Annotated in this window: 14 protein-coding genes; 10 read left to right on the top strand and 4 right to left on the bottom strand. The window is 69.9% G+C overall.

From position 1 onward, the window contains the following. Positions 1–26 precede the first annotated feature (26 nt). The 10 genes from maiA to IPK27_11575 all read left to right on the top strand — a co-directional run bounded on the left by maiA (position 27) and on the right by IPK27_11575 (position 14,183). The gene (gene maiA, locus IPK27_11620; protein MBK8068240.1) at positions 27–692 is read left to right on the top strand and encodes a maleylacetoacetate isomerase; all 666 of its coding nucleotides are present in this window, start codon (positions 27–29) and stop codon (positions 690–692) included. 215 nt (positions 693–907) lie between these two features. After that, positions 908–4,387, top strand: coding sequence for a PAS-domain containing protein (locus tag IPK27_11615; protein ID MBK8068239.1), 3,480 nt, complete (start codon positions 908–910; stop codon positions 4,385–4,387). 71 nt (positions 4,388–4,458) lie between these two features. Next, positions 4,459–4,692, top strand: a complete 234-nt coding sequence (locus IPK27_11610) for a hypothetical protein (GenBank protein ID MBK8068238.1) — start codon at positions 4,459–4,461, stop codon at positions 4,690–4,692. 181 nt (positions 4,693–4,873) lie between these two features. After that, on the top strand, positions 4,874–5,425 hold the full coding sequence (locus IPK27_11605) for a carboxymuconolactone decarboxylase family protein (protein MBK8068237.1): 552 nt from the start codon (positions 4,874–4,876) through the stop codon (positions 5,423–5,425). Between the two features lie 77 nt (positions 5,426–5,502). Further along, positions 5,503–5,967 carry a nuclear transport factor 2 family protein gene (locus IPK27_11600; GenBank protein ID MBK8068236.1) on the top strand — a complete coding sequence of 155 codons (465 nt, stop codon included), beginning with the start codon at positions 5,503–5,505 and terminating at the stop codon, positions 5,965–5,967. Positions 5,968–6,218: 251 nt separating this feature from the next. Beyond that, complete coding sequence (locus tag IPK27_11595) at positions 6,219–7,118, top strand: LysR family transcriptional regulator (GenBank protein ID MBK8068235.1); 900 nt, start codon at positions 6,219–6,221, stop codon at positions 7,116–7,118. Positions 7,119–7,128: 10 nt separating this feature from the next. Further along, positions 7,129–8,040, top strand: a complete 912-nt coding sequence (locus IPK27_11590) for a LysR family transcriptional regulator (GenBank protein ID MBK8068234.1) — start codon at positions 7,129–7,131, stop codon at positions 8,038–8,040. A 166-nt stretch (positions 8,041–8,206) separates the two neighbouring features. Beyond that, the gene (locus IPK27_11585; protein MBK8068233.1) at positions 8,207–8,821 is read left to right on the top strand and encodes a glutathione S-transferase; all 615 of its coding nucleotides are present in this window, start codon (positions 8,207–8,209) and stop codon (positions 8,819–8,821) included. A 21-nt stretch (positions 8,822–8,842) separates the two neighbouring features. Beyond that, positions 8,843–10,879, top strand: coding sequence for a pyridoxamine 5'-phosphate oxidase family protein (locus tag IPK27_11580; protein ID MBK8068232.1), 2,037 nt, complete (start codon positions 8,843–8,845; stop codon positions 10,877–10,879). Positions 10,880–11,324: 445 nt separating this feature from the next. Further along, positions 11,325–14,183 (top strand): beta-lactamase family protein, encoded by a 2,859-nt coding sequence (locus IPK27_11575; GenBank protein MBK8068231.1) that lies wholly within the window; start codon positions 11,325–11,327, stop codon positions 14,181–14,183. Positions 14,184–14,234: 51 nt separating this feature from the next. Here IPK27_11575 and IPK27_11570 read toward each other — a convergent pair whose 3' ends face one another. From IPK27_11570 to IPK27_11555, 4 genes are all read right to left on the bottom strand, one after another. Next, entirely contained in the window at positions 14,235–15,716 is a 1,482-nt protein-coding gene (locus tag IPK27_11570; protein ID MBK8068230.1) for a c-type cytochrome, read from the bottom strand. 188 nt (positions 15,717–15,904) lie between these two features. Continuing rightward, positions 15,905–17,539: a serine hydrolase gene (locus tag IPK27_11565; protein ID MBK8068229.1), complete on the bottom strand. Its 1,635-nt coding sequence runs from the start codon at positions 17,537–17,539 to the stop codon at positions 15,905–15,907. Between the two features lie 261 nt (positions 17,540–17,800). Next, entirely contained in the window at positions 17,801–18,049 is a 249-nt protein-coding gene (locus IPK27_11560) for a hypothetical protein (protein MBK8068228.1), read from the bottom strand. A gap of 184 nt (positions 18,050–18,233) precedes the next feature. Continuing rightward, positions 18,234–18,554 carry a 4Fe-4S binding protein gene (locus IPK27_11555; protein ID MBK8068227.1) on the bottom strand — a complete coding sequence of 107 codons (321 nt, stop codon included), beginning with the start codon at positions 18,552–18,554 and terminating at the stop codon, positions 18,234–18,236. Positions 18,555–18,691: the final 137 nt, after the last annotated feature.

Here is an 18,691-nt window from a genome sequence, read left to right as displayed (position 1 = left end):
CCACTGACCCGTCGGGGGAGCACGTCGTGAGTGACCTGATCAGGCTCTACAGCTACTGGCGTTCGAGCGCGGCTTTCCGGGTGCGCATCGCGTTGAACCTGAAAGGCCTGCGCTACGACTACCTTGCAGTCAATCTGGTGGAGGGCGGCGGCCAGCAGCATGCCAGCGACTTCCACAAGCTCAATCCGCAGGAGCTGGTGCCGGTGCTGGTGGACGGCGAGCGCGTGGTCCGCCAGTCGATGAGCATCATCGAGTACCTCGCCGAGGTCTACCACGGCGCCGGGGTCGCGCTGCTGCCGCCGACCGCGCGCGAGCGTGCGCGGGTGCGCTCGATCGCGCAGGCCGTCGCCTGCGACATCCACCCGCTCAACAACACTCGCGTGCTCGGCTACCTCGGCGAAAAGTTCGCCGCCAGCCAGGCGCAGAAGGAAGACTGGGTGCGCCACTGGATCGGGATCGGGTTCGACGCGCTCGAGGAACTGCTGGGCGGCAACCCGTCTACCGGCGAGTTCTGCGAAGGCGACGAACCGACCATGGCCGACTGCTGCCTGGTGCCCCAGGTCTACAACGCCCGCCGCTTCGGCCTGGACATCTCGCGCTATCCGACGATCGACCGCATCAACGCACGCTGTCTGACCATGCGCGAGTTCGGCGATGCGCTGCCGGAGAACCAGCCGGATGCGCCGCGGTGAAGCGTATCGGCGGCTGAGGTGATGTCACCCTTGAATCCTCGCGTCGGCGGCTCGGGAGGGCGCGAGGGCACGAGGGCACGAGGGCACGCCAAAGCCGGCACCGCGCTCGCTCGAAGACGAACCGCCGAACGTACGACATCCCAGCCCGAGAAGGGTTTGCACTGGCGGGTATTGCACGTGCCCTCGTGCCCTCGTGCCCTCGTGCCCTCGTACCCATGATCCCCGCCTGGTTGCTGTTCCTGGTTGCCATCGGCTACCTCGCCGCGTTGTTCTCGGTGGCGGCCTGGGGCGACCGGCGGGTGGGCCTGGTGGGCCAGCCGCCGCTGCGGGCCTGGGTCTACAGCCTGGCGCTTGGGGTTTATTGCACCACCTGGACGGTGTTCGGCGCGGTCGGCACGGCCAAGGCCAGCGGCTGGGGTTTCCTGCCGATCTACCTCGGGCCGATCCTGGTCTTCCTGTTCCTGCCGGGACTGCTGGAGCGGCTGGTGCTGGTGGCGCGGCAGCAGAACGTGGGTTCGCTCTCGCACCTGATCGCGGCGCGCTTCGGCCGTTCGCGGCCGCTGGCGGCGCTGGTGACGGTGATCGCGCTGTTCGCCGCGGTGCCCTACATCGCGCTGCAGTTCAAGGCGATCAGTGCCAGCATCGACGTGCTCTCCCCGCCAGTGGGCAACCACGGCCCGCGGCTGGTCGAGGACACCGCGCTGTACGTGGCGGTGATGATGGCGTTGTTCGCGATGCTGTTCGGCACCCGCGAAGCCAGCGCAACGGCACAACGACGCGGCCTGCTGGTGGCCGTCGCGCTGGAATCGGTGGTCAAGCTGGCGGCGCTGCTGGCGGTCGCGGCGCTGGCGCTGGTGCTCGGCGATGACGCCTGGCACGCCGCGGTGGGCCGCGCCGCCGCCGATCCGCGCTGGTCGCCGCAGCAGTTCGGCACCCTCGGCTTCCTGACCCAGACGCTGCTGGCCGCCTGCGCCATCGTCTGCCTGCCGCGCCAGTTCCAGGTGGCGGTGGTCGAATGCACCGATCCGGCCGACCTCAAGCTCGCACGCCGGGTGTTCATCGGCTACATGGTGCTGATCTCGGCCTGCGTGCTGCCGGTGGCCTGGCTCGCCGACACCCTGGTCGCCGGCGGCAATCCCGACCATCTGCTGCTGCGCCTGCCGCTGGAGAACGGGCACCCGGCGATCGCCCTGCTGGCCTTCGTGGGTGGCCTGTCGGCGGGCACGGCGATGGTCATCGTGGTCAGCGTCGCGCTGTCGACCATGATCAGCAATGACCTGCTGATGCCGCTGCTGATGCGCATCCGCCGGCTCGGGCTGCCGGAGCGCGACGATCTGTCGTCCTGGGTGCTCGGCTGTCGCCGTTTCGCGATCGGCCTGCTGGCGCTGCTCGCCTTCACCTTCTACCGCGCCGGCGGCGGCAGCGAGACCCTGGCCAGCTACGGCCTGCTCGCCTTCAGCGCCGTGGCGCAGTTCGCGCCCGCGCTGCTGGCCTCGCTGTACTGGCGCAACGCCAGCCTGCCGGGCGTCGCCTGGGGCCTGGCCGGCGGCTTCGGCGTCTGGCTGTACACCCTGCTGCTGCCGCAACTGGCGGCGGCCGGCTGGTTCGCCGGCGAGTTTGTCAGCGCAGGGCCCTTTGGCATTGCCGCGTTGGCACCGCATGCGCTGCTCGGCGCCGCCGGTCCCGACCCGCTGACGCATGGCACGCTGTGGTCGCTGCTGGTCAACTGCGTGCTGCTGGTCGGCATGTCCTGGCGCCACCGGCCGCATCTGGGCGAGCGCCTGCAGGCGGCGGCCTACCTCGATCCCTACGCGCTGCACGCCAGCGCCGCGGCGGAGCTGGTGCCGCATGTGCAGCAGCGCGAGCTGATCGAGCTGGCGCAGCGCATCCTCGGACGCGAGCCGGCGAATGCTGCTTACGCCGAGTTCTTCGCGCGGCAGCAGCGCGCGCCGGCGCCCGAGGCGCAGGCCGACCGGCGCCTGCTGCAGTTCACCGAGCGCCTGCTCGGCGGCGCCGTGGGGCCGGGCTCCGCGCGCCTGATGCTGACCAGCGCGCTGCGCGGCAGCGGGCTGGAGCTGGGCGAGGTGGTGTCGGTGCTGGACGAGACCAGCCAGGCGCTGCGCTTCAACCGCGAGCTGCTGCAGACCACCTTCGAGCACATGAGCCAGGGCATCAGCGTGGTCGATGGCGAGATGCGCCTGGTGGCCTGGAACCGGCGCTACGCCGAGCTGTTCGAGTATCCGGACGGGATGCTCTACGTCGGGCGACCGGTGGCGGACCTGATCCGCCACAATGCCGAGCGCGGCCAGCTCGGGCCCGGCGATGTCGATCAGCAGGTGGCGCGGCGCATCGGCTACATGCGCGCCGGCAGCTCGCACCGCTATGTGCGCGAACGCGCCGACGGGCACGTCATCGAAATGCGCGGCGAGCCCCTGCCTGGCGGTGGTTTCGTCATGAGCTTCAACGACATCACCGAGTTCAAGCGCGCCGAGGAAGCCCTGCGCGAGGCGAACGAGACCCTGGAAGACCGCGTCGACCAGCGCACCTTCGAGCTCAAGCAGTCGCTCAAGGCGCAGGAGGAAGCGCGCGCGCTGGCGCAGGCAGCGCAGGAAACGCGCACCCGCTTCATCGCGAGCGCCAGCCACGACTTGCTGCAGCCGCTGTCCGCAGCGCGCCTGTTCCTGTCCAGCCTGCGCCAGGAGCCGCAGATGCCGGCACCCGCCGGCACCCTGGTCGAACGCGTCGATTCCTCGCTGTCGGCGGCCGAGGAGATGCTCGATGGCCTGATCGATTTGGCGCGCCTGGACGCCGGCGTGCTCAAGGCCGAGATGCAGCCGATGGGCTTGGGCGAGCTGTTCGCGTCGGTCGAGCAGCAATTCGCGCCGATCGCGCGCGGGCGTGGGCTCAAGTTCGCGGTGGTGCCGACCCGTTTGTGGGTGCAGAGCGACCGCAAGCTGCTGCGCCGGATCGTGCAGAACCTGGTCTCGAATGCACTGCGCTACACCCGCAGTGGCGGTGTGCTGGTCGGCGCGCGGCGGCGCGGCACCGAGGTGCGCATCGAGGTCTGGGACAGCGGACCCGGCATCGCTGCCGAGGTGCGCTCGCGGATCTTCCGCGACTTCGAGCGCGGCCCGGGGGCCTCGCCCTGGGGCGAGCGCGGCCTGGGCCTGGGGCTGGCCGGTTGCCTGCGCCTGGCCAAGCTGATGGGCGCCACCCTGGACCTGCGCTCGCAGCCGGACCGCGGCACCTTGTTCTACGTCACCGCCGCGCGCGCATCGGCCGTCCGCGCCAGCGGCGAGCCGAGCGCGGAGGGCGCGACGCCCGGCGCCAGCGTCGGCCTGCGCGTGCTGGTGGTCGACAACGAGCCCGAAGTGCTCGCCGCCACCAGCGGCTTGCTGCAGCGCTGGGGCCATGCGGTCGAGATCGCGGGCGACGGCGCCGCGGCGCTGGCACTGCTGCAGGCGCAGAGATTCGACGTCGCGCTGGTGGATCACCAACTCGACGCCGGCGAGAGCGGGCTGGCGCTGATCGCCGACTGGCGCGCGCGCGGCATCGCGCCGGCGGCCCTGTGCATGGTCAGCGCGGATCGTCGCGAGGAGTTCCTCAAGGCCGCCGCCGCGGCGCAACTGCCGGTGCTGCACAAGCCGGTGAAGCCAGCGGCGCTGCGGGCGTGGCTGGCGTCGGTGGCGGGGTAGGGGGCTCATCCTGCGCCGCAAGGTTCGCAGGTCCCGGATCAAAAAGACTGTAGGGAGTGTGCTGGCTGCCAATGCACTATCGACCCGAGATTGATGGCCTGCGTGCGATCGCCGTCGACTCCACCAGCTTTTTCTGCGACGACGAGCGCTGCCCGGTCATGCGCGACGGGTATGCGCTCTACTGGGACGACGACCACATCTCGTCGACCGCGGCGCGGGCGTTTGCCAGGCGCTATCTCGCCGAACCAGCGAGCTATGCCCCGCCGCCGGATCGATCCGGTCGACCCGCCCGCGATCGGAAGTGACCGTCGAACTACGCCCTGGATTCGACGCGGCAGCCGCCTCGTGTCTGAGCAACCGCCGGTCAATTGTTTCATCTGCCGCAAGAGTGATTATCAGATTCAGCGGATAGTGCTCACTGAGTACCAGAGATAGCCTTTCTCCACCGGGCAATGCCCACCCACGAAGTCCATCAGGAGAAAGATCATGTCGCGTATCGCCATCCCCGCCGGTATCGAGTCCGCCCCGACCGCATCGCAGCCGCTGCTCGAAGCGGTGAAGAAGCAGATTGGTGTCGTTCCCAACCTGTTCCGCCTGGTCGCCAACAGCCCGGCGGCGCTGGAGGGCTACCTCGGAATGTCGGGTGCGCTGGCCAAGGGCGCGCTGCCGGCGCCGACGCGCGAGCGGATCGCGCTGGCGGTGGCCGAGATCAACGGCTGCAACTACTGCCTGTCGGCGCACACCTACCTGGGCAAGAACCTGGCCCGGCTGGACGATGCCGAGATCGCCGCCAACCGCGCCGGCACCTCCAATGACCCGAAAGCCGACGCCGCCGTCCGCTTTGCCGCCAAGGTCACCCAGCAGCGCGGCAAGGTCAGCGCCGAGGATGTGCTCGCGGTGAAGTCGGCCGGCTACAGCGAGGAACAGATCGTCGAGATCGTGCAGCACGTTGCGCTGAACACCTGGACCAACTACATCAACGAGGTGGCCCGGACCGAGATCGATTTCCCGGTGGTGCAGGCGCGCCTGGCGGCCTGATCGCGGCGCATGATGGAATGTCGGCGCGGCCCGCTGCCGCGCCGACGCCGCACCTTCGATGACCTGGAGTGCATGCGATGAGCCGTCCCCCATTGCCGCCGTTCACACTGGAAACGGCGACGCAGAAAGTACGCCTGGCCGAGGATGCGTGGAACTCCCGCGACCCGGCGCGGGTGGCGCTGGCCTACACCGAGGACAGCCGTTGGCGGAACCGCAGCGAGTTCCTGCAGGGTCGCGCCGAGATCGAGGCCTTCCTGGCGCGCAAATGGCAGCAGGAGCGCGAATACCGTCTGATCAAGGAGCTGTGGACCTTCGGCGGCAACCGTATCGCCGTGCGCTTCGCCTATGAATCGCACGATGCGGCGGGCCGGTGGCAGCGCAGTTACGGCAACGAAAACTGGGAGTTCGACGAGCACGGATTGATGCGCCTGCGCATGGCCAGCATCAACGACCTGCCGATCAGCGACAGCGAGCGCAAGTTCCACTGGCCGCAGGGTCGCCGTCCCGACGATCACCCGTCGCTGAGCGCGCTTGGGCTGTGAGAGTCCTGGTCGCCATTGGCGGTACGCTCGTTCGTGCATCGAACCGTCGCGTACCCTTGCGTGCATTTTTGTCCGCAAAGGACGCAAAGGACGCAAAGAAGAGCGTCGTGGGTTGCGCAGCATCCCCATGCCCCGCATATCCGGCAGTGGATTTGGCTCCACTTTGCGTCCTTTGCGTCCTTTGCGTCCTTCGCGGACAAACGCCTTGTATTTCATGGGTGTGAATCAGGATCGGTGAGAGGAGCCTTGCCATCGACCGCTTCGAGGAAATGGCCGTCTTCGTGGCTGTCGCCGAGGAATCCGGCTTTGCGGCCGCGGCGCGGCGCCTCTCGCTGTCGCCACCCAAGGTCACGCGCGCAGTGGCGTCGCTGGAGCAGCGTGTCGGCACCCCGCTGTTGCTGCGCACCACGCGCAGCGTGCGCCTGACCGAGTCCGGCCAGCGCTACCTCGCCGACTGCCGGCGCATCCTGGCCGAACTCGCCGAGGCCGAGGAAGCGGCGGCCGGTGCGCACGCCACCCCGCGCGGGCTGCTGTCGATCACCGCGCCGGCCCTGTTCGGCCAGATGTTCGTCACGCCGCTGGCAACACGCTATCTCGACCGCTACCCGGAGGTGCGCCTGCGCGCCTTGTTCGTCGACCGTGTGGTCGGCATGGCCGACGAAGGTATCGACGTCGCCATCCGCATCGGCGAGTTGCCGGATTCCGCGCTGATCGCCCTCAGTGCCGGCCACGTGCGGCGAGTGGTCTGCGCGGCGCCGGCGCTGCTGGCGCGCGAGGGCATCCCGCAGCACCCGGCGGAGCTGGAGCGCTTTCGCATCGTGCAGGCCGCCAACGTCACGCAGACGAACGAATGGCGCTTTGCCACCGGCGGCGACACCCTCGCCGTGCGCATCGCGCCGACCCTGTCGGTGAATTCCAACCGTGCCGCCATCGTCGCGGCCGAGCGCGGCTTCGGCCTGACCCGCGTCCTGTCCTACCAGATCGCGCCGCAGCTGGCCGCCGGCACGCTGCAGATCGTGTTGCCGGGGTTCGAGCCGCCGCCGTTGCCGATCCACGTGCTCTACCAGCAGGGCCGCAAGGCCTCGGCCAAGGTGCGCTCCTTCGTCGACTTCTGCATCGCGCAGCTGCGCGCAGACCCTGCCATCAACTGAATCCGCCTGCATGGATCGACACCAGCAGATGTGTGTGTTCGTGGCGGTCGCCGAGACCCAGGCATTCGCCGCGGCGGCGCGGCGATTGGGCATCTCGGCAGCCGCGGCGACACGCGCGGTCGCGGCGCTGGAGGCGCGCATCGGCGCGCGCCTGCTGGTGCGCACCACGCGCAGCGTGCGCCTGACCGATGCCGGCGGCCAGTTCCTGGAGGACTGCCGGCGCATCCTGGCCGATCTCGACGGCGCCGACGAGATGGCGTCCGGTGCGCAGATGCGTCCGCGCGGACTGCTCACGCTGGCCAGTCCGGTGCTGTTCGGCCAGTGCGTGCTCAACCCGGTCGTCCTCGACTACCTTGAACTGAACCCGCTGGTGACGGTGCGCGCGCTGTTCGCGGACCGCACGCCGAATTTGCACGAGGAGGCGATCGACATCGCCGTCCTGATGGGCGAACCCAGCGACAGCGCGCTGGTGGCGGTGCCGATAGGAAGCATCCGCCGGGTGGTCTGCGCGACGCCCGGCTACCTCGCCGAACGCGGCACGCCACGCCACCCGGACCAGCTCGCGGCGCATCGCATCGTGCTGTCGAGCGCCGACTCGCCCACGCCGGAATGGCGCTTCGTGGACGGCGCCGCGGCGCTGGCCGTCCGCCTGCAGTCGCGCCTGACGGTGTCGAGCAATGAAGCCGCGATCGAGGCGGTGCGCGGCGGTTGGGGCCTGACCCGGGCGATGTCCTACCAGGTTGCCGCGCAGCTGGCGGACGGCTCCCTGGTCAGCGTGCTGGATGAGTTCCAGCCGGCAGCGCTGCCCGTGCACCTGGTCTATCGCGAGGGCCGCAAGGCCTCGGCCCGGGTGCGCAGCTTCATCGATTTTGCGGTGACCCGCCTGCGCGGCGAGCCGGCGCTGCTCAGCCCACTCGGGTAGCCCAGGCGTTGCCGGCGACGCGCCCAGGTGCCTTTGCCATCCCGATCGTTTCTTCTTGCGCAAGAATGGATTGCCTCCATCGAGGATTCTCGACGCCGGTGTCGGCTCGCACACTGTCTCCACCCCAACGCACACCGGAGACACCGATGAACCAGCAACCTGCCCGATCGATCAAGCTCTATCGCCACCCGTGTCCGGGCATTCGCACCGGGTGCAGCTGCTGCTGTCCTTGCTCGGACTGCCCACCGAGCTGATCGACGTCGACCTGATGAAGGGCGCGCACAAGCAGCCCGAGTTCCTCAAGCTCAACGGTTTCGGCCAGGTGCCGGTGATCGACGACGGCGGCACGCTGGTGGCCGACTCCAACGCCATCCTGGTGTACCTGGCGACGCGCTATGCCGATGCCTCCTGGCTGCCGCGCGATGCCGCCGGCGCCGCCGCGGTGCAGCGTTGGCTGAGCGTGGCCGCCGGCCAGATCGCCTTCGGTCCGGCCGCGGCGCGATTGATCACGGTGTTCGGCGCCAAGTACAACGCCGACGAGGTGATCGGACGCGCGCATGCCTTGCTCAAGCTGATGGACGCCGGTCTCGCGCGCAGCGCCTTCCTGACCGACGCGCAGCCGACGATCGCCGATGTCGCCGCCTACAGCTACATCGCCCACGCGCCGGAAGGCAATGTCGACCTCTCCGGCTACCCGCAAGTACGCGCCTGGCTGGCGCGGATCGAGGCGCTGCCGGGCTTCGTGCCGATGGTGCCCACCCCGGTTGGCCTCGCCGCCTGAGCGCGGCCCCTGGACGTGATCATGCGCAGCGAATCTCCCTGGCACGACGGCGAGCGCGCCATCCAGCAGCGGGTCGGTGTCGCCGAGCGCATGGAGGTGTTCGGGCGCAAGGTGATCCGCAGTTTCATGCCGGATCAGCATCGCGCCTTCTACCCGCAGTTGCCGTTCCTGCTGGCCGGCGCCGTCGATGACGCCGGCCGGCCGTGGGCGACGGTCATCGGCACGCCCGGCTTCATGCACTCGCCCGATCCGCAGACGCTGTCGATTGGCGCCAGGCGAGATGCCAATGACCCGGCGCTGGCGGGCTTGCGCGCCGGCGCCGCGATCGGCCTGCTCGGCATCGAGTTGCACACGCGCCGCCGCAACCGCCTGAACGGTACGGTGGCCACGCTGGCCGACGACGGCTTCGCCGTGCGCGTCGGCCACGCTTTCGGCAACTGCCCGCAGTACATCCAGACGCGCGGATTCGAGTTCGCGCGTCCACCCGGGATGCCGCATGCCGCGACGGCCGAGCGCCTGAGCGGGCTGGACGCCGAGGCGGTGGCAGCGATCGCGGCGGCCGATACCTTCTTTGTCGCCAGTTATGTCGACGTCGGCGGCGATCCGGCGCAGCGCCAGATCGACGTTTCCCATCGCGGCGGCAAAGTTGGCTTCGTGCGTATCGACGGCAACACGCTGACCATCCCGGATTTCGCTGGCAATCTGCACTTCAACACACTCGGCAACCTGCTGAGCAATCCGCGCGCCGGCCTGCTGTTCATCGACTTCGCCAGCGGCGATTTGCTGCACTTGAGCGGCCGCACGGAGCTGGTGTTCGACGGCCCGGAGGTGGCGGCATTCCAGGGTGCTGAACGGCTCTGGCGCGTGCATGTCGAGCACCTGGTGCGACGGCCGAACGCGTTGGCCCTGCGCTGGCGTTTCGGCGAGTTTTCGCCCAATTCGCTGATGACCGGTTCCTGGGACGATGCCCACGCGCGCCAGCGCGCCGAGGCCTTGCGCCAGAGCTGGCGGCCATTTCGCGTCAGCCGCATCGTCAGCGAGAGCCGAACCGTCAAGAGCTTCCACCTGGAGCCGGCTGACGGCGTCGGCGTGCCTTCGTTCCAGGCCGGCCAGCATCTGCCGATCCGCCTGCACACCGGCAAGGCGACGCTGCTGCGCACCTACACGATCTCGTCGGCGCCGTCGGATGCCGGGTTGCGCATCAGCGTGAAACGCGCGGGCGCGGCGTCGCGCTGGCTGCACGATGAGGTCAAGGTCGGCGATCGGATCGAGGCGCGCGCGCCGGCCGGTCGCTTCACCATCGACGCCAGCCTCCGCCGCCCGGCGGTGCTGTTGTCGGCCGGTGTCGGCGTAACGCCCATGCTCGCGATGCTGAGGCACCTGATCTTCGAGGGGCGGCGCACCCGCGGCATGCGCCCTACCGTGTTCGTCCACGGCGCGCGCTCACTGGCGGAGCGGCCCTTCGACCTCGAACTGGCCGAACTCGCGGCGGTCGCCGGCCGCACGCTGGCGCTCGTGCGCGTGCTGAGCCAGCCCGAGGCGCATGCGGCACTCGGCGTCGACTACGACCATCGCGGCCATGTCGATGTCACGCTGCTGAAGAATCTGCTCGGCTTCGACGACTACGATTTCCATTTGTGCGGCCCGGCGGCGTTCATGCAGTCGCTGTACGACGGGCTGCGCGCGCTGAATGTCGCCGATGCCCGCATCCACGCCGAGGCTTTCGGGCCGTCGACGCTGCAGCGCCGGCCGGATGCCGGCGCGCCGGCAGCCTCGCCGACGCCCGCCGCGACCGCGACGGTGCAGGTGATCTTCGCGCGCTCCGCGAAGGAAGCGCGCTGGTCGCCGGGCGACGGCAGCCTGCTGGATCTGGCCGAGGCGCGCGGCCTGACCCCCGCCTTCGGTTGCCGCGTCGGCAGTTGCGGCAGCTGCCGCACGCCGCTGCTGGAAGGCAAGGTGGCGTATGCCGCCCCGCCGGTCGCCGACACCGACCCATCCAGCGCGCTGATCTGCTGCGCGGTACCTGCCAGCGGCGAGCGCCTGCTGCTGGAACTGTGAGTTGCCCGCCGCAACCCGCGGCGCTGGCCCTTGCCCTGGAGTCCGTCATGTTGCTCGAGTGGTTGCGAACGTACCTCGAATCCCGCCCACCGGCACCCGCGGCGACGCCCTGCGCTGCCGTCGAGCTGGACCTCGCGCCATCCGCGCACGAACTCGCCGCCGAAATGCACGATTACCCGTGTCCAGCAGGCTGATGGCACGCCGGTCTGCGCGTTCGGACGCAACCAGCAGTTGCGCGAGACGCGCTAGGCGCTGCGCCGCAACGAGGGCACGAGGGCACGAAGAGGCTCGCAACTGGGTGACACGTTGCAAGTGACTGATTTTCTAGATTTTACAACCACCCTCGCAGTGTCGCGCCAACCCGCTTGACCCTGACCCTCGGCGCGACCGTCAACCGCTCCGGCGTGGCCGCGTTGCAGCAGGGATTCGGCCTCGAGAAAAATGCATGCGCTGGATGTTTGGCTGCTGGGTGGCATTGCTGCTTGCCGCGGGTGCCTGCCCCGCGCAGGCTGTCGACTACACCGAAGTGACCCGGCGGATGCAGGCAGTGGTGACCGAACAGGCACTCCCGGGCGCCTCGCTGCTGGTGATCCGCCACGGGCGGGTCGAGTACCAGCAGGCCTTTGGCGGCTACACGCTGGAGCGCCGGGTGCCGATCGCGTCGGCCAGCAAATGGCTCTCCGGCGCGGTGCTCGCGCGGCTGGTCGAACGCGGGGTGATGCACTGGGACGATCCGATCGCACGCTGGCTGCCCAGCGCGCCGGCGGACAAGCGGGCGATCACCCTGCGCCAGTTGTTCTCGCACACCAGCGGGCTTCCCGCCTTCGAGGCGAGCTGCCTGGTCGATGCGCAGGCGGCGCTGCAGGCCTGCGTCGACGAGATCCTGGCGCAGCCCCTGCGGTACCCGCCTGGCACCGGCTTCGCCTATGGCGGCAACTCGATGCAAGTCGCCGGACGCCTGGCCGAGATCGCCAGCGGCCGCCGCTGGGACGATCTGTTCCGCGAGGAGGTGGCCACGCCGCTCGGGATGGTCGCCACCGACTACGCCTTTTCCAGCACCCAGCCCGGCTACGTGGAGACCTGCAATCCGCGGATCGCCGGCGGCGCGCGCTCGACGCTCGCCGACTATGGGCGCTTCGTCCAGGCGGTGCTGGAGCGCGGTGTGGTCGATGGCAGGGTGTGGCTGTCGGCCGGAATGATCGACCAGATGGCGGAGGACCAGACCCGCGGCGCGCCGGTGATCAGCACGCCGCTGCCGAGCGCGCGCGGCTACGGCATCGGCCAGTGGCGCGAGCGCGTCGACGCCGCCGGCCGCGCGAGCTTCCTGTCCAGCCCCGGCGCCTTCGGCTTCTATCCGGCGGTCGACCGCAGTGCGCAGTACGCCGCGGTGTTCCTGACCTTCGACCAGTTCGAGGACGTCTATTTCCCGCTGCAGGGCATCCTCGGCGAACTCGGGCGGCTGTACGCGGCGGCCCCGGTCGATCCGCCCAGGCTGCTGGTCGCCGGCGGCTACGGTGGCGGCCTGCTCGCGCCCGGCAGCGCGCGCGATGCCTTCGCCGAGGCGCCCGGCAGTGCGCGCATGTTCGTCCGCTGGCATGGCGACACGGCCCTGCTGCGCGATCCGCGCGCCTGGCACGCGCCGTTGACGATGCCCGCGCGCGGCGCCAGCCTGGCCGCCGAATTCACGCCCGTGCCGGCGCTGCCCGCGCTGGTGGAGGGGACCGCGAACGGCGCCCGCTGGCGCGCGCTGCTGCCGCCAGCGCCGCGCGGCCTGGTGCTGTCCTTCCACGGCAGCGGCGGCAGCGGCGACCTGCCCTTCTCCAAACCGGAGGCGCAGGTGGCGACGCGCCTGCTGTACCAGCGCGGCTTCGGCGTGGTCGGGCTGGACAGCAGCGATCGCGTGGCGCGCCAGTGGAACCCGCAGTTCTCGCTGTCCAATCCAGACATCGTCAATGTCCAGGCGCTCCTCGCGCAGCTGCGCGCGGCTGGCGCGATCGCCGCCGACACCCCGGTGTACTGCGAGGGCACCTCGAACGGCGGCGGCTTCTGCAGCCGCGCGAGCGCGCTGCTCGGGATGCGCGGACAGTCGCTGATGATCGCGGACGGCAACGAGGCGGTGCTGGCGCAGGCCAGCGTGCCGACCATCTGGACGCTCGGCCGCAACGACCCCACGCTGGCGCCGGGCTACCTCGACCGCGCCGCCGCCAGTGCCGCCGGCTTCGCCGCGCGCGGCGTGCCGCAGGAGCTGAACATCGTCGAGCCCTCGCCGGTGTACCCGGAGCGCTTCGCGCGGGTCGACGGCGTGTCCGTCGACCAGTCGCGCGCGCTCACCGAGTCGCTGCGCAGCACGGGGTTCCTGGATGCCGCCGGCTACGTGATCCGCGACCCGCGCGGCGATGCGATCGACGCGCTGGTCCCGGCCAGCCTGCGCAGCGTGCAGGGCTACCTGGTGGCCGAGCTGGAGATCGCGCATGCAGCCCACGAGTACTACAGCGATCACGCCCATCGCATCGTGCACTTCTTCGAGGCGCAGCTGGCGCCGAACCTGACCGGCCTCTGGTGGAAGCCGGACGAACCCGGCTGGGGTATCTCGCTGGCGCAGCAGGACGGGCGCCTGTTCCCGGTCTGGTACACCTACGATGCGCAGGGCCGGCCGGCCTGGTATGTCGGCGGGCTGCTGGAGCCGCAGACCGACGGCAGCTACAGCGGGCCGCTGTATGCCAGCCGCGGCGTGCGCTTCGACGCGATCCTCGGCGAGGCCGGGCTCGGGACTAGCGAGGTCGGGCGCATCGCCGTGCGTGCGCGCAGCGATGGCGGCCTCGACCTGTCGACCACCCTCGGCGGCGTGGTGCAGAGCCGCCGCATCGAACGCACCCGCTTCGGCCGCCTGCCCGCCTGCCGCGCGCGCGACGGCAGCCGCGCGGACGGCGCCAACCGCAGCGACATCTGGTGGAACCCGCGCCAGCCCGGCTGGGGCGTGCAACTCACCGAACAGGACGCCACGCTGGTGCTCAGCTGGTACACCTACGCCGCCGACGGCGCGCCGATGTGGGTGCTCGGCGCCCTGACGCGCCCGGCCGATGGCAGCTTCGCCGGGCCGCTGACCCGCCCGGTCTCCGGCACCGCGTTCTCCGGCATCGCGGGGCCAGCCACCAGCTTCCCGGTGCCCACCGTCGGCGAGGCGCGCATCGAGTTTCTCGACGGCGAGCGCGGCGTGTTCCGCTACACCCTGGACGGCATCTCGCAGAGCCGCGAGATCGAGCGGCTGCGCTGGGCCACGGCCGGCTACAGCGATTGCCAATGAGTTCGTGATCGTAGGGTCCGGCCCGCGCGCGATGACGCCGGTGCGCCAGCGTCAGTCCGGATCCTGGCGCGGCCCGCGCGGGAGCGAGGCCAGGTAGGCGGAGATCGCCAGCATCTGGCCGGCATCGAGCCGGGCGACCACCGGCTGCATCAGCAAGGCCATGCTGCCGTCACGGGCGCCGGTCTTGAAGCCGTGCAACTGGCGGACGGCGTAGCTCGGCGACCGCCCCGCGATCGGCGGCGCCTCGCCGGCGCCGAGCAGGTCGGCGCCGTGGCAACTGGTGCACGGCAGCGTCACCGGGGTTGCGCCGTCGGCATCGCGGCCGGTCTCGGCCAGCGCGCGGCCGCGCGCGAGGCTGCCGGGCGGCACGTAGGCGATGTGACCGGCACGCGGATCGTCGAGGAACAGTTCGCCGTCGAGGTGCTCGGGCACCTCGAGGATGCGCTCGCCCAGCGGCTCAAGCGGTTCCAGCGCGGTGCGCACGTACAGGTTGTTGCTGCGCAACCGGGTCGGCGGCACGCGATCGGTCTCGATGACCTGGATCGGCGGGCCGCCGTCCTGGCGCGACCAGAACTCGGCGACCGCCCGCGCCTCGTCCTCGCTGAGCGCCCTGGCCATCGCGATCATGGTCGGCAGGTTCGGCTTGCGCGGGTCGGCGGAGTGGCGCCGGCCGGCGCGGAAGTCGTCCATCTGCCGCAGGAAATAGGTCACCGGCAGGCCGTAGACCGGCGCGTTCTCGGGACGCCCGCCGCCGTTGATCCGGTGGCAGCCGCCGCAGGCGCGGGTCTGGTCGCCCAGGCTCGCCGGCCCGCGCGAGATCGCGGCGGGCACCGGTCCGTGCTGCTCCGGGAACCAGTCGGGCGCGTGCTGCTGGTCATACAACTGGGCCAGCGAGTACCACTGCGTGCTGCCTTTCACCTGGCGCAGCCGGGTCTGCTCCTCGATCGGCAAGTCAGGGTTGACCCAGGGCCCGGGCGCGCGCTGCGGCACCGCGGTGTCGCCCGGCTGCGGCAGCGTCGTGATGCCGTAGGCCCACATCGGCCAGTCCGTCGCTGACGGCGTTTCGACCGCCGCAGCGATGCTGGCCGCAGCAGGCGGAATCGGCGTCGAGTGCAGCAGGGCGACCCGCCAGTGGCCATCGACCTGGCGCAGCACCACGCTCTCCAGCCAGCGCCGGCTGCGCGCGCCGCGCTGGTCGTCGTACAGCTCCGACGCCAGGAAATACACGGCATGCGCGCTGCCGCCGTCCACCTGCACCTGGCGGAAATCGAAACTGTCCGTGCGCGTCGGGTGCAGTGCCTCGGCCGGCATGCCGGCGATGTCGCCCTCGATGTCGAGCAGTTCGCCGCTCTCGAGCAGGCGGTAGTCGTCTGTGACCAGGGTGCGCAGGCGCGCGTGGTCGCGCCCGCTGTAGGCCGCGTAGAAATTGCGCACCGTGGCGCGGATGCTCTCTTCAGGATCCTCGGCGACCGCTGGCCATGCCACAAGGCAGGTGAGGAAGACCAGGCCTGCGACCACGGTGCGACACGCCATGCGATCGGCCTCCGGCGGGGTGGCAAGAGTTTCCGCCAATGGTGCGGCGCTGTCGATCAGAGGGCGCGCCGGGAGAGCGCAGCATCCGTCCTTGCGCAGGCGCGCATCGATCCCGCCGCGACCTCGTGTAGGCTGCGCTGCAAGGTCAGCCAGTCGGCGTGGACGTCCACCGCGCGGAAGACCCCGGCTCAAAGGCCCTCGAAGCCCTCGCGGCGAAGATCATCCAGCGCCGGCTCGTCGCGAACGCGGGCGCGGAAGGTCGCATCGAGGGTGATCGCCTCGGCGAACCTCGCCGGCTCGATGCCGAAGCCGCAGGGATGCAGGCTGTCGCGGATCATCGTGGCCACGATTACCTGGTCGCCGGTGCTGGCGTCCTGGATATAGCTGGTCCAGGTGCACAGGTCCTGCGGCGCGAAGCTGCCGCCTTTGCCGCCATAGCGCGAGAAGGCCGTGAATCCCGGCTCCGCCAGGCGCCACTCCAGGTGCGGACGCGCGATCGCCTCCACCGCCGGAGGCAGGCTGCCGGCGAGGATGTCACCCATCAGTCGCAGGTAGGTGCGCGTATTGGAGCGAGTGAAATGGCGCCCGAGCAACTGCCGCCACATCGCGGTGGTGTTGGTCCAGCCCGGCGTGCATGGCGCCGGCGCGGTTGCCCACGGCAAGGCCAGGCAGGTGAAGTCGCGGACCATCTGGACGAAGACCGGATCCTGCATGCGGGTCTCGAAAAGCTCGCGTACTTCATTGCGATAGGCCGGATCGGCATATCCCGACGGGTACTGCGCGAGCACCCGCGCTCCGGTATTCGGATCCTCCGGGTTGCCGTCCATCGTCACGAAGATCGTGTTGATGCTGTCGGGCACATCGTGCAGGCCGCGGATGTAGCTGTCGACCGCTGCCTGCATCGCCGGGCGGCCGAGGTTCTGCAGCAACCAGTCCGGCGTCGCGTTGTCGCTCTCGCGGATCATCGCCCGCACCATCTGGTCCAGGGTCACCGTTGCCGGGGACCCGAGCCGGGTATAGGCGGCCGCGAGCGCGCCGCCATCGCGCAGCACCGAGTAGCGCGCCCAATCGTCGCGGGTGACCACCGTGGCCGGCAACGCCGGATTCGCGACCGCGGCGGTGGCGTAGGCCAGCAGCACCGGAATCTTGAAGGTGGATGCGGTGACCTGCAGCCGGTCGGCGTTGTAGTGCCGCTGCCAGCCGCCCTGGACATGCTCGACCGAAATCGCGCAGTGCGCGGGCCAGGACAGGCAATAGCGCAGGAAAGACTCTGCGGACGGACCACGGAACAGCGCCAGGTCCATACGCACTGCCAGGCCCGCGGTCTGCGACCATTCGACACCGCGGGCATAGGTTGCGAAGACCACCGGAATGCTCGCAGCGAATGCATCGCCAACCGCGAAGTTTCCCAGCCCGGTACGCGCCGATGTGTCGCCCTGATTGAACAGGATCACGCCGCTGGCGCCGGCGGCCACCGCATTGTTCAGCTTGATCAGGAAGGTGCAGGTCCCGCGCTGGATCAGCGCGATGTTGCCGGCCGGGAATCCGGCGAAGTCGGCAGCCTCACAAGCGCTGGTCGAGGTATTGCCCGCGCCCAAGCTGAGATCCACCGCGGTGACCGCCGCCATCGCGGTGCCCGGCCGGGACTGGTTGACCACGGTGAAGTCGAGCGTGTCGCTGTAGGCCACGGTCGAGGGCACGGTGCGTTCCAGCACCAGCGGGCCAGTGCGGACGGTGGTCTCGGTCTGCGCCTGCGAGGGCGCCGCGGCGCACACGGCAGCAGCGAGAAACAGGGTCAGGGCCGGGAGATGCGCGCGCTGCATGGACTGTCCTCCGGAGGCGTGGGAACCTGCGTAGCCACAAGCGGGTCTGCGCCGCCTGTTCAACGTGCCGAGTACGCCCAAGCGTCATCCAGCGGCGCGCGTGCAGCTGCGTCAGATCAGCGCGCGTGCGGCCGGTCCGGATGCTCCAGGATGCGCACGCTCGCGAACCGTTCGACACCCGCGTTCGCGCACCGGCACAAGGGACATCACCGTCGCGTCGAGGTCAATCGCCCGGGCAGCCGGCCGACCGGATCTGTGGCATCAGGCGAGGCTGGACAGCGCGCGGTGATGTGCGGCGAAGGTCCGGGCTTCCAGGATCCGGCGCTCGCGCAGCGCCCTGTCGCTCCGGCCGCTGGCGACGTACTGCTCGCCCAGGCGCTGGATCTTTTTCTTGCAAGCGGCCATCGCCCGTTGGTGGTAATGCCGCAACGCGGAAGCATTCGCGGCCGTCGAGCCGGCCATCGGCAGGGCGACAGCGGCGGTCGCCATCAAGAATTCGCGTCGATTCAAGCAAGACTCCTTTCCGACGGATGCGCCAGAAGCAGAATAACACTGCGGCCTGAGAGCGCTGCGGAGAGCCTGTGCAAGACCCGACGTCGCGCGTATCAGCCACCCACCCACTCAGCTCCCTGCAAGACGACCGGCCGGGGCCAGAACGGCCCAGCCCCTTGGCAAGATCGATTGCGAGCGACCCCTAAAACCCAAGCTCCGCTTTCCTGGCTTCGGCGCCTGGCAGCTGGCCGCCGTTGTCGGTAATCGGGGGCTCGCCATTGTCTTTCGCCTGCAATGCACGCTCGGCATTGAATGCTGTGGCGGATGCAAATCTCTCCGGCACATCAGCTTCGGCATAGATTGCCTCGACCGGGCATTCCGCGACGCAGGCTGAGCAATCAATACATTCTTCCGGATCGATGACGACCTGGTTGTCCAAGGCATAAATACAGTCAACCGGGCACGGCAGTACACAATCCGTGAACCTGCAGCCGACGCAATTGTCGGTCACGACGTGAGTCATCGCATCCCCCAAACGGACGGAAATCCAGTGTCGCTTCCTGCGTCCAGCTGCCATCGGCGCCGAACACCGGATCATCGCCTTCGATGGCCTTTGGCGGGTCGCTGGACGCCCTCCATACTGCGCGGGTCAGTGGCCAC

The organism is Rhodanobacteraceae bacterium (assembly GCA_016713135.1).
In the GTDB taxonomy this organism is placed as follows: domain Bacteria; phylum Pseudomonadota; class Gammaproteobacteria; order Xanthomonadales; family SZUA-5; genus JADKFD01.
Note: the sequence above shows the minus strand (reverse complement) of the source record. Positions and strands in the feature narration are given on the sequence as shown.

Excerpts from the sequence above, each read along its gene's own strand:
- IPK27_11615 (MBK8068239.1), top strand. The coding sequence starts at position 908 with ATGATCCCCGCCTGGTTGCTGTTCCTGGTTGCCATCGGCTACCTCGCC.
- IPK27_11610 (MBK8068238.1), top strand. The coding sequence starts at position 4,459 with ATGCACTATCGACCCGAGATTGATGGCCTGCGTGCGATCGCCGTCGAC.
- IPK27_11605 (MBK8068237.1), top strand. The coding sequence starts at position 4,874 with ATGTCGCGTATCGCCATCCCCGCCGGTATCGAGTCCGCCCCGACCGCA.
- IPK27_11600 (MBK8068236.1), top strand. The coding sequence starts at position 5,503 with ATGAGCCGTCCCCCATTGCCGCCGTTCACACTGGAAACGGCGACGCAG.
- IPK27_11590 (MBK8068234.1), top strand. The coding sequence starts at position 7,129 with ATGGATCGACACCAGCAGATGTGTGTGTTCGTGGCGGTCGCCGAGACC.
- IPK27_11580 (MBK8068232.1), top strand. The coding sequence starts at position 8,843 with ATGCGCAGCGAATCTCCCTGGCACGACGGCGAGCGCGCCATCCAGCAG.
- IPK27_11575 (MBK8068231.1), top strand. The coding sequence starts at position 11,325 with ATGCGCTGGATGTTTGGCTGCTGGGTGGCATTGCTGCTTGCCGCGGGT.
- IPK27_11570 (MBK8068230.1), bottom strand. The coding sequence starts at position 15,716 with ATGGCGTGTCGCACCGTGGTCGCAGGCCTGGTCTTCCTCACCTGCCTT.
- IPK27_11565 (MBK8068229.1), bottom strand. The coding sequence starts at position 17,539 with ATGCAGCGCGCGCATCTCCCGGCCCTGACCCTGTTTCTCGCTGCTGCC.
- IPK27_11555 (MBK8068227.1), bottom strand. The coding sequence starts at position 18,554 with ATGACTCACGTCGTGACCGACAATTGCGTCGGCTGCAGGTTCACGGAT.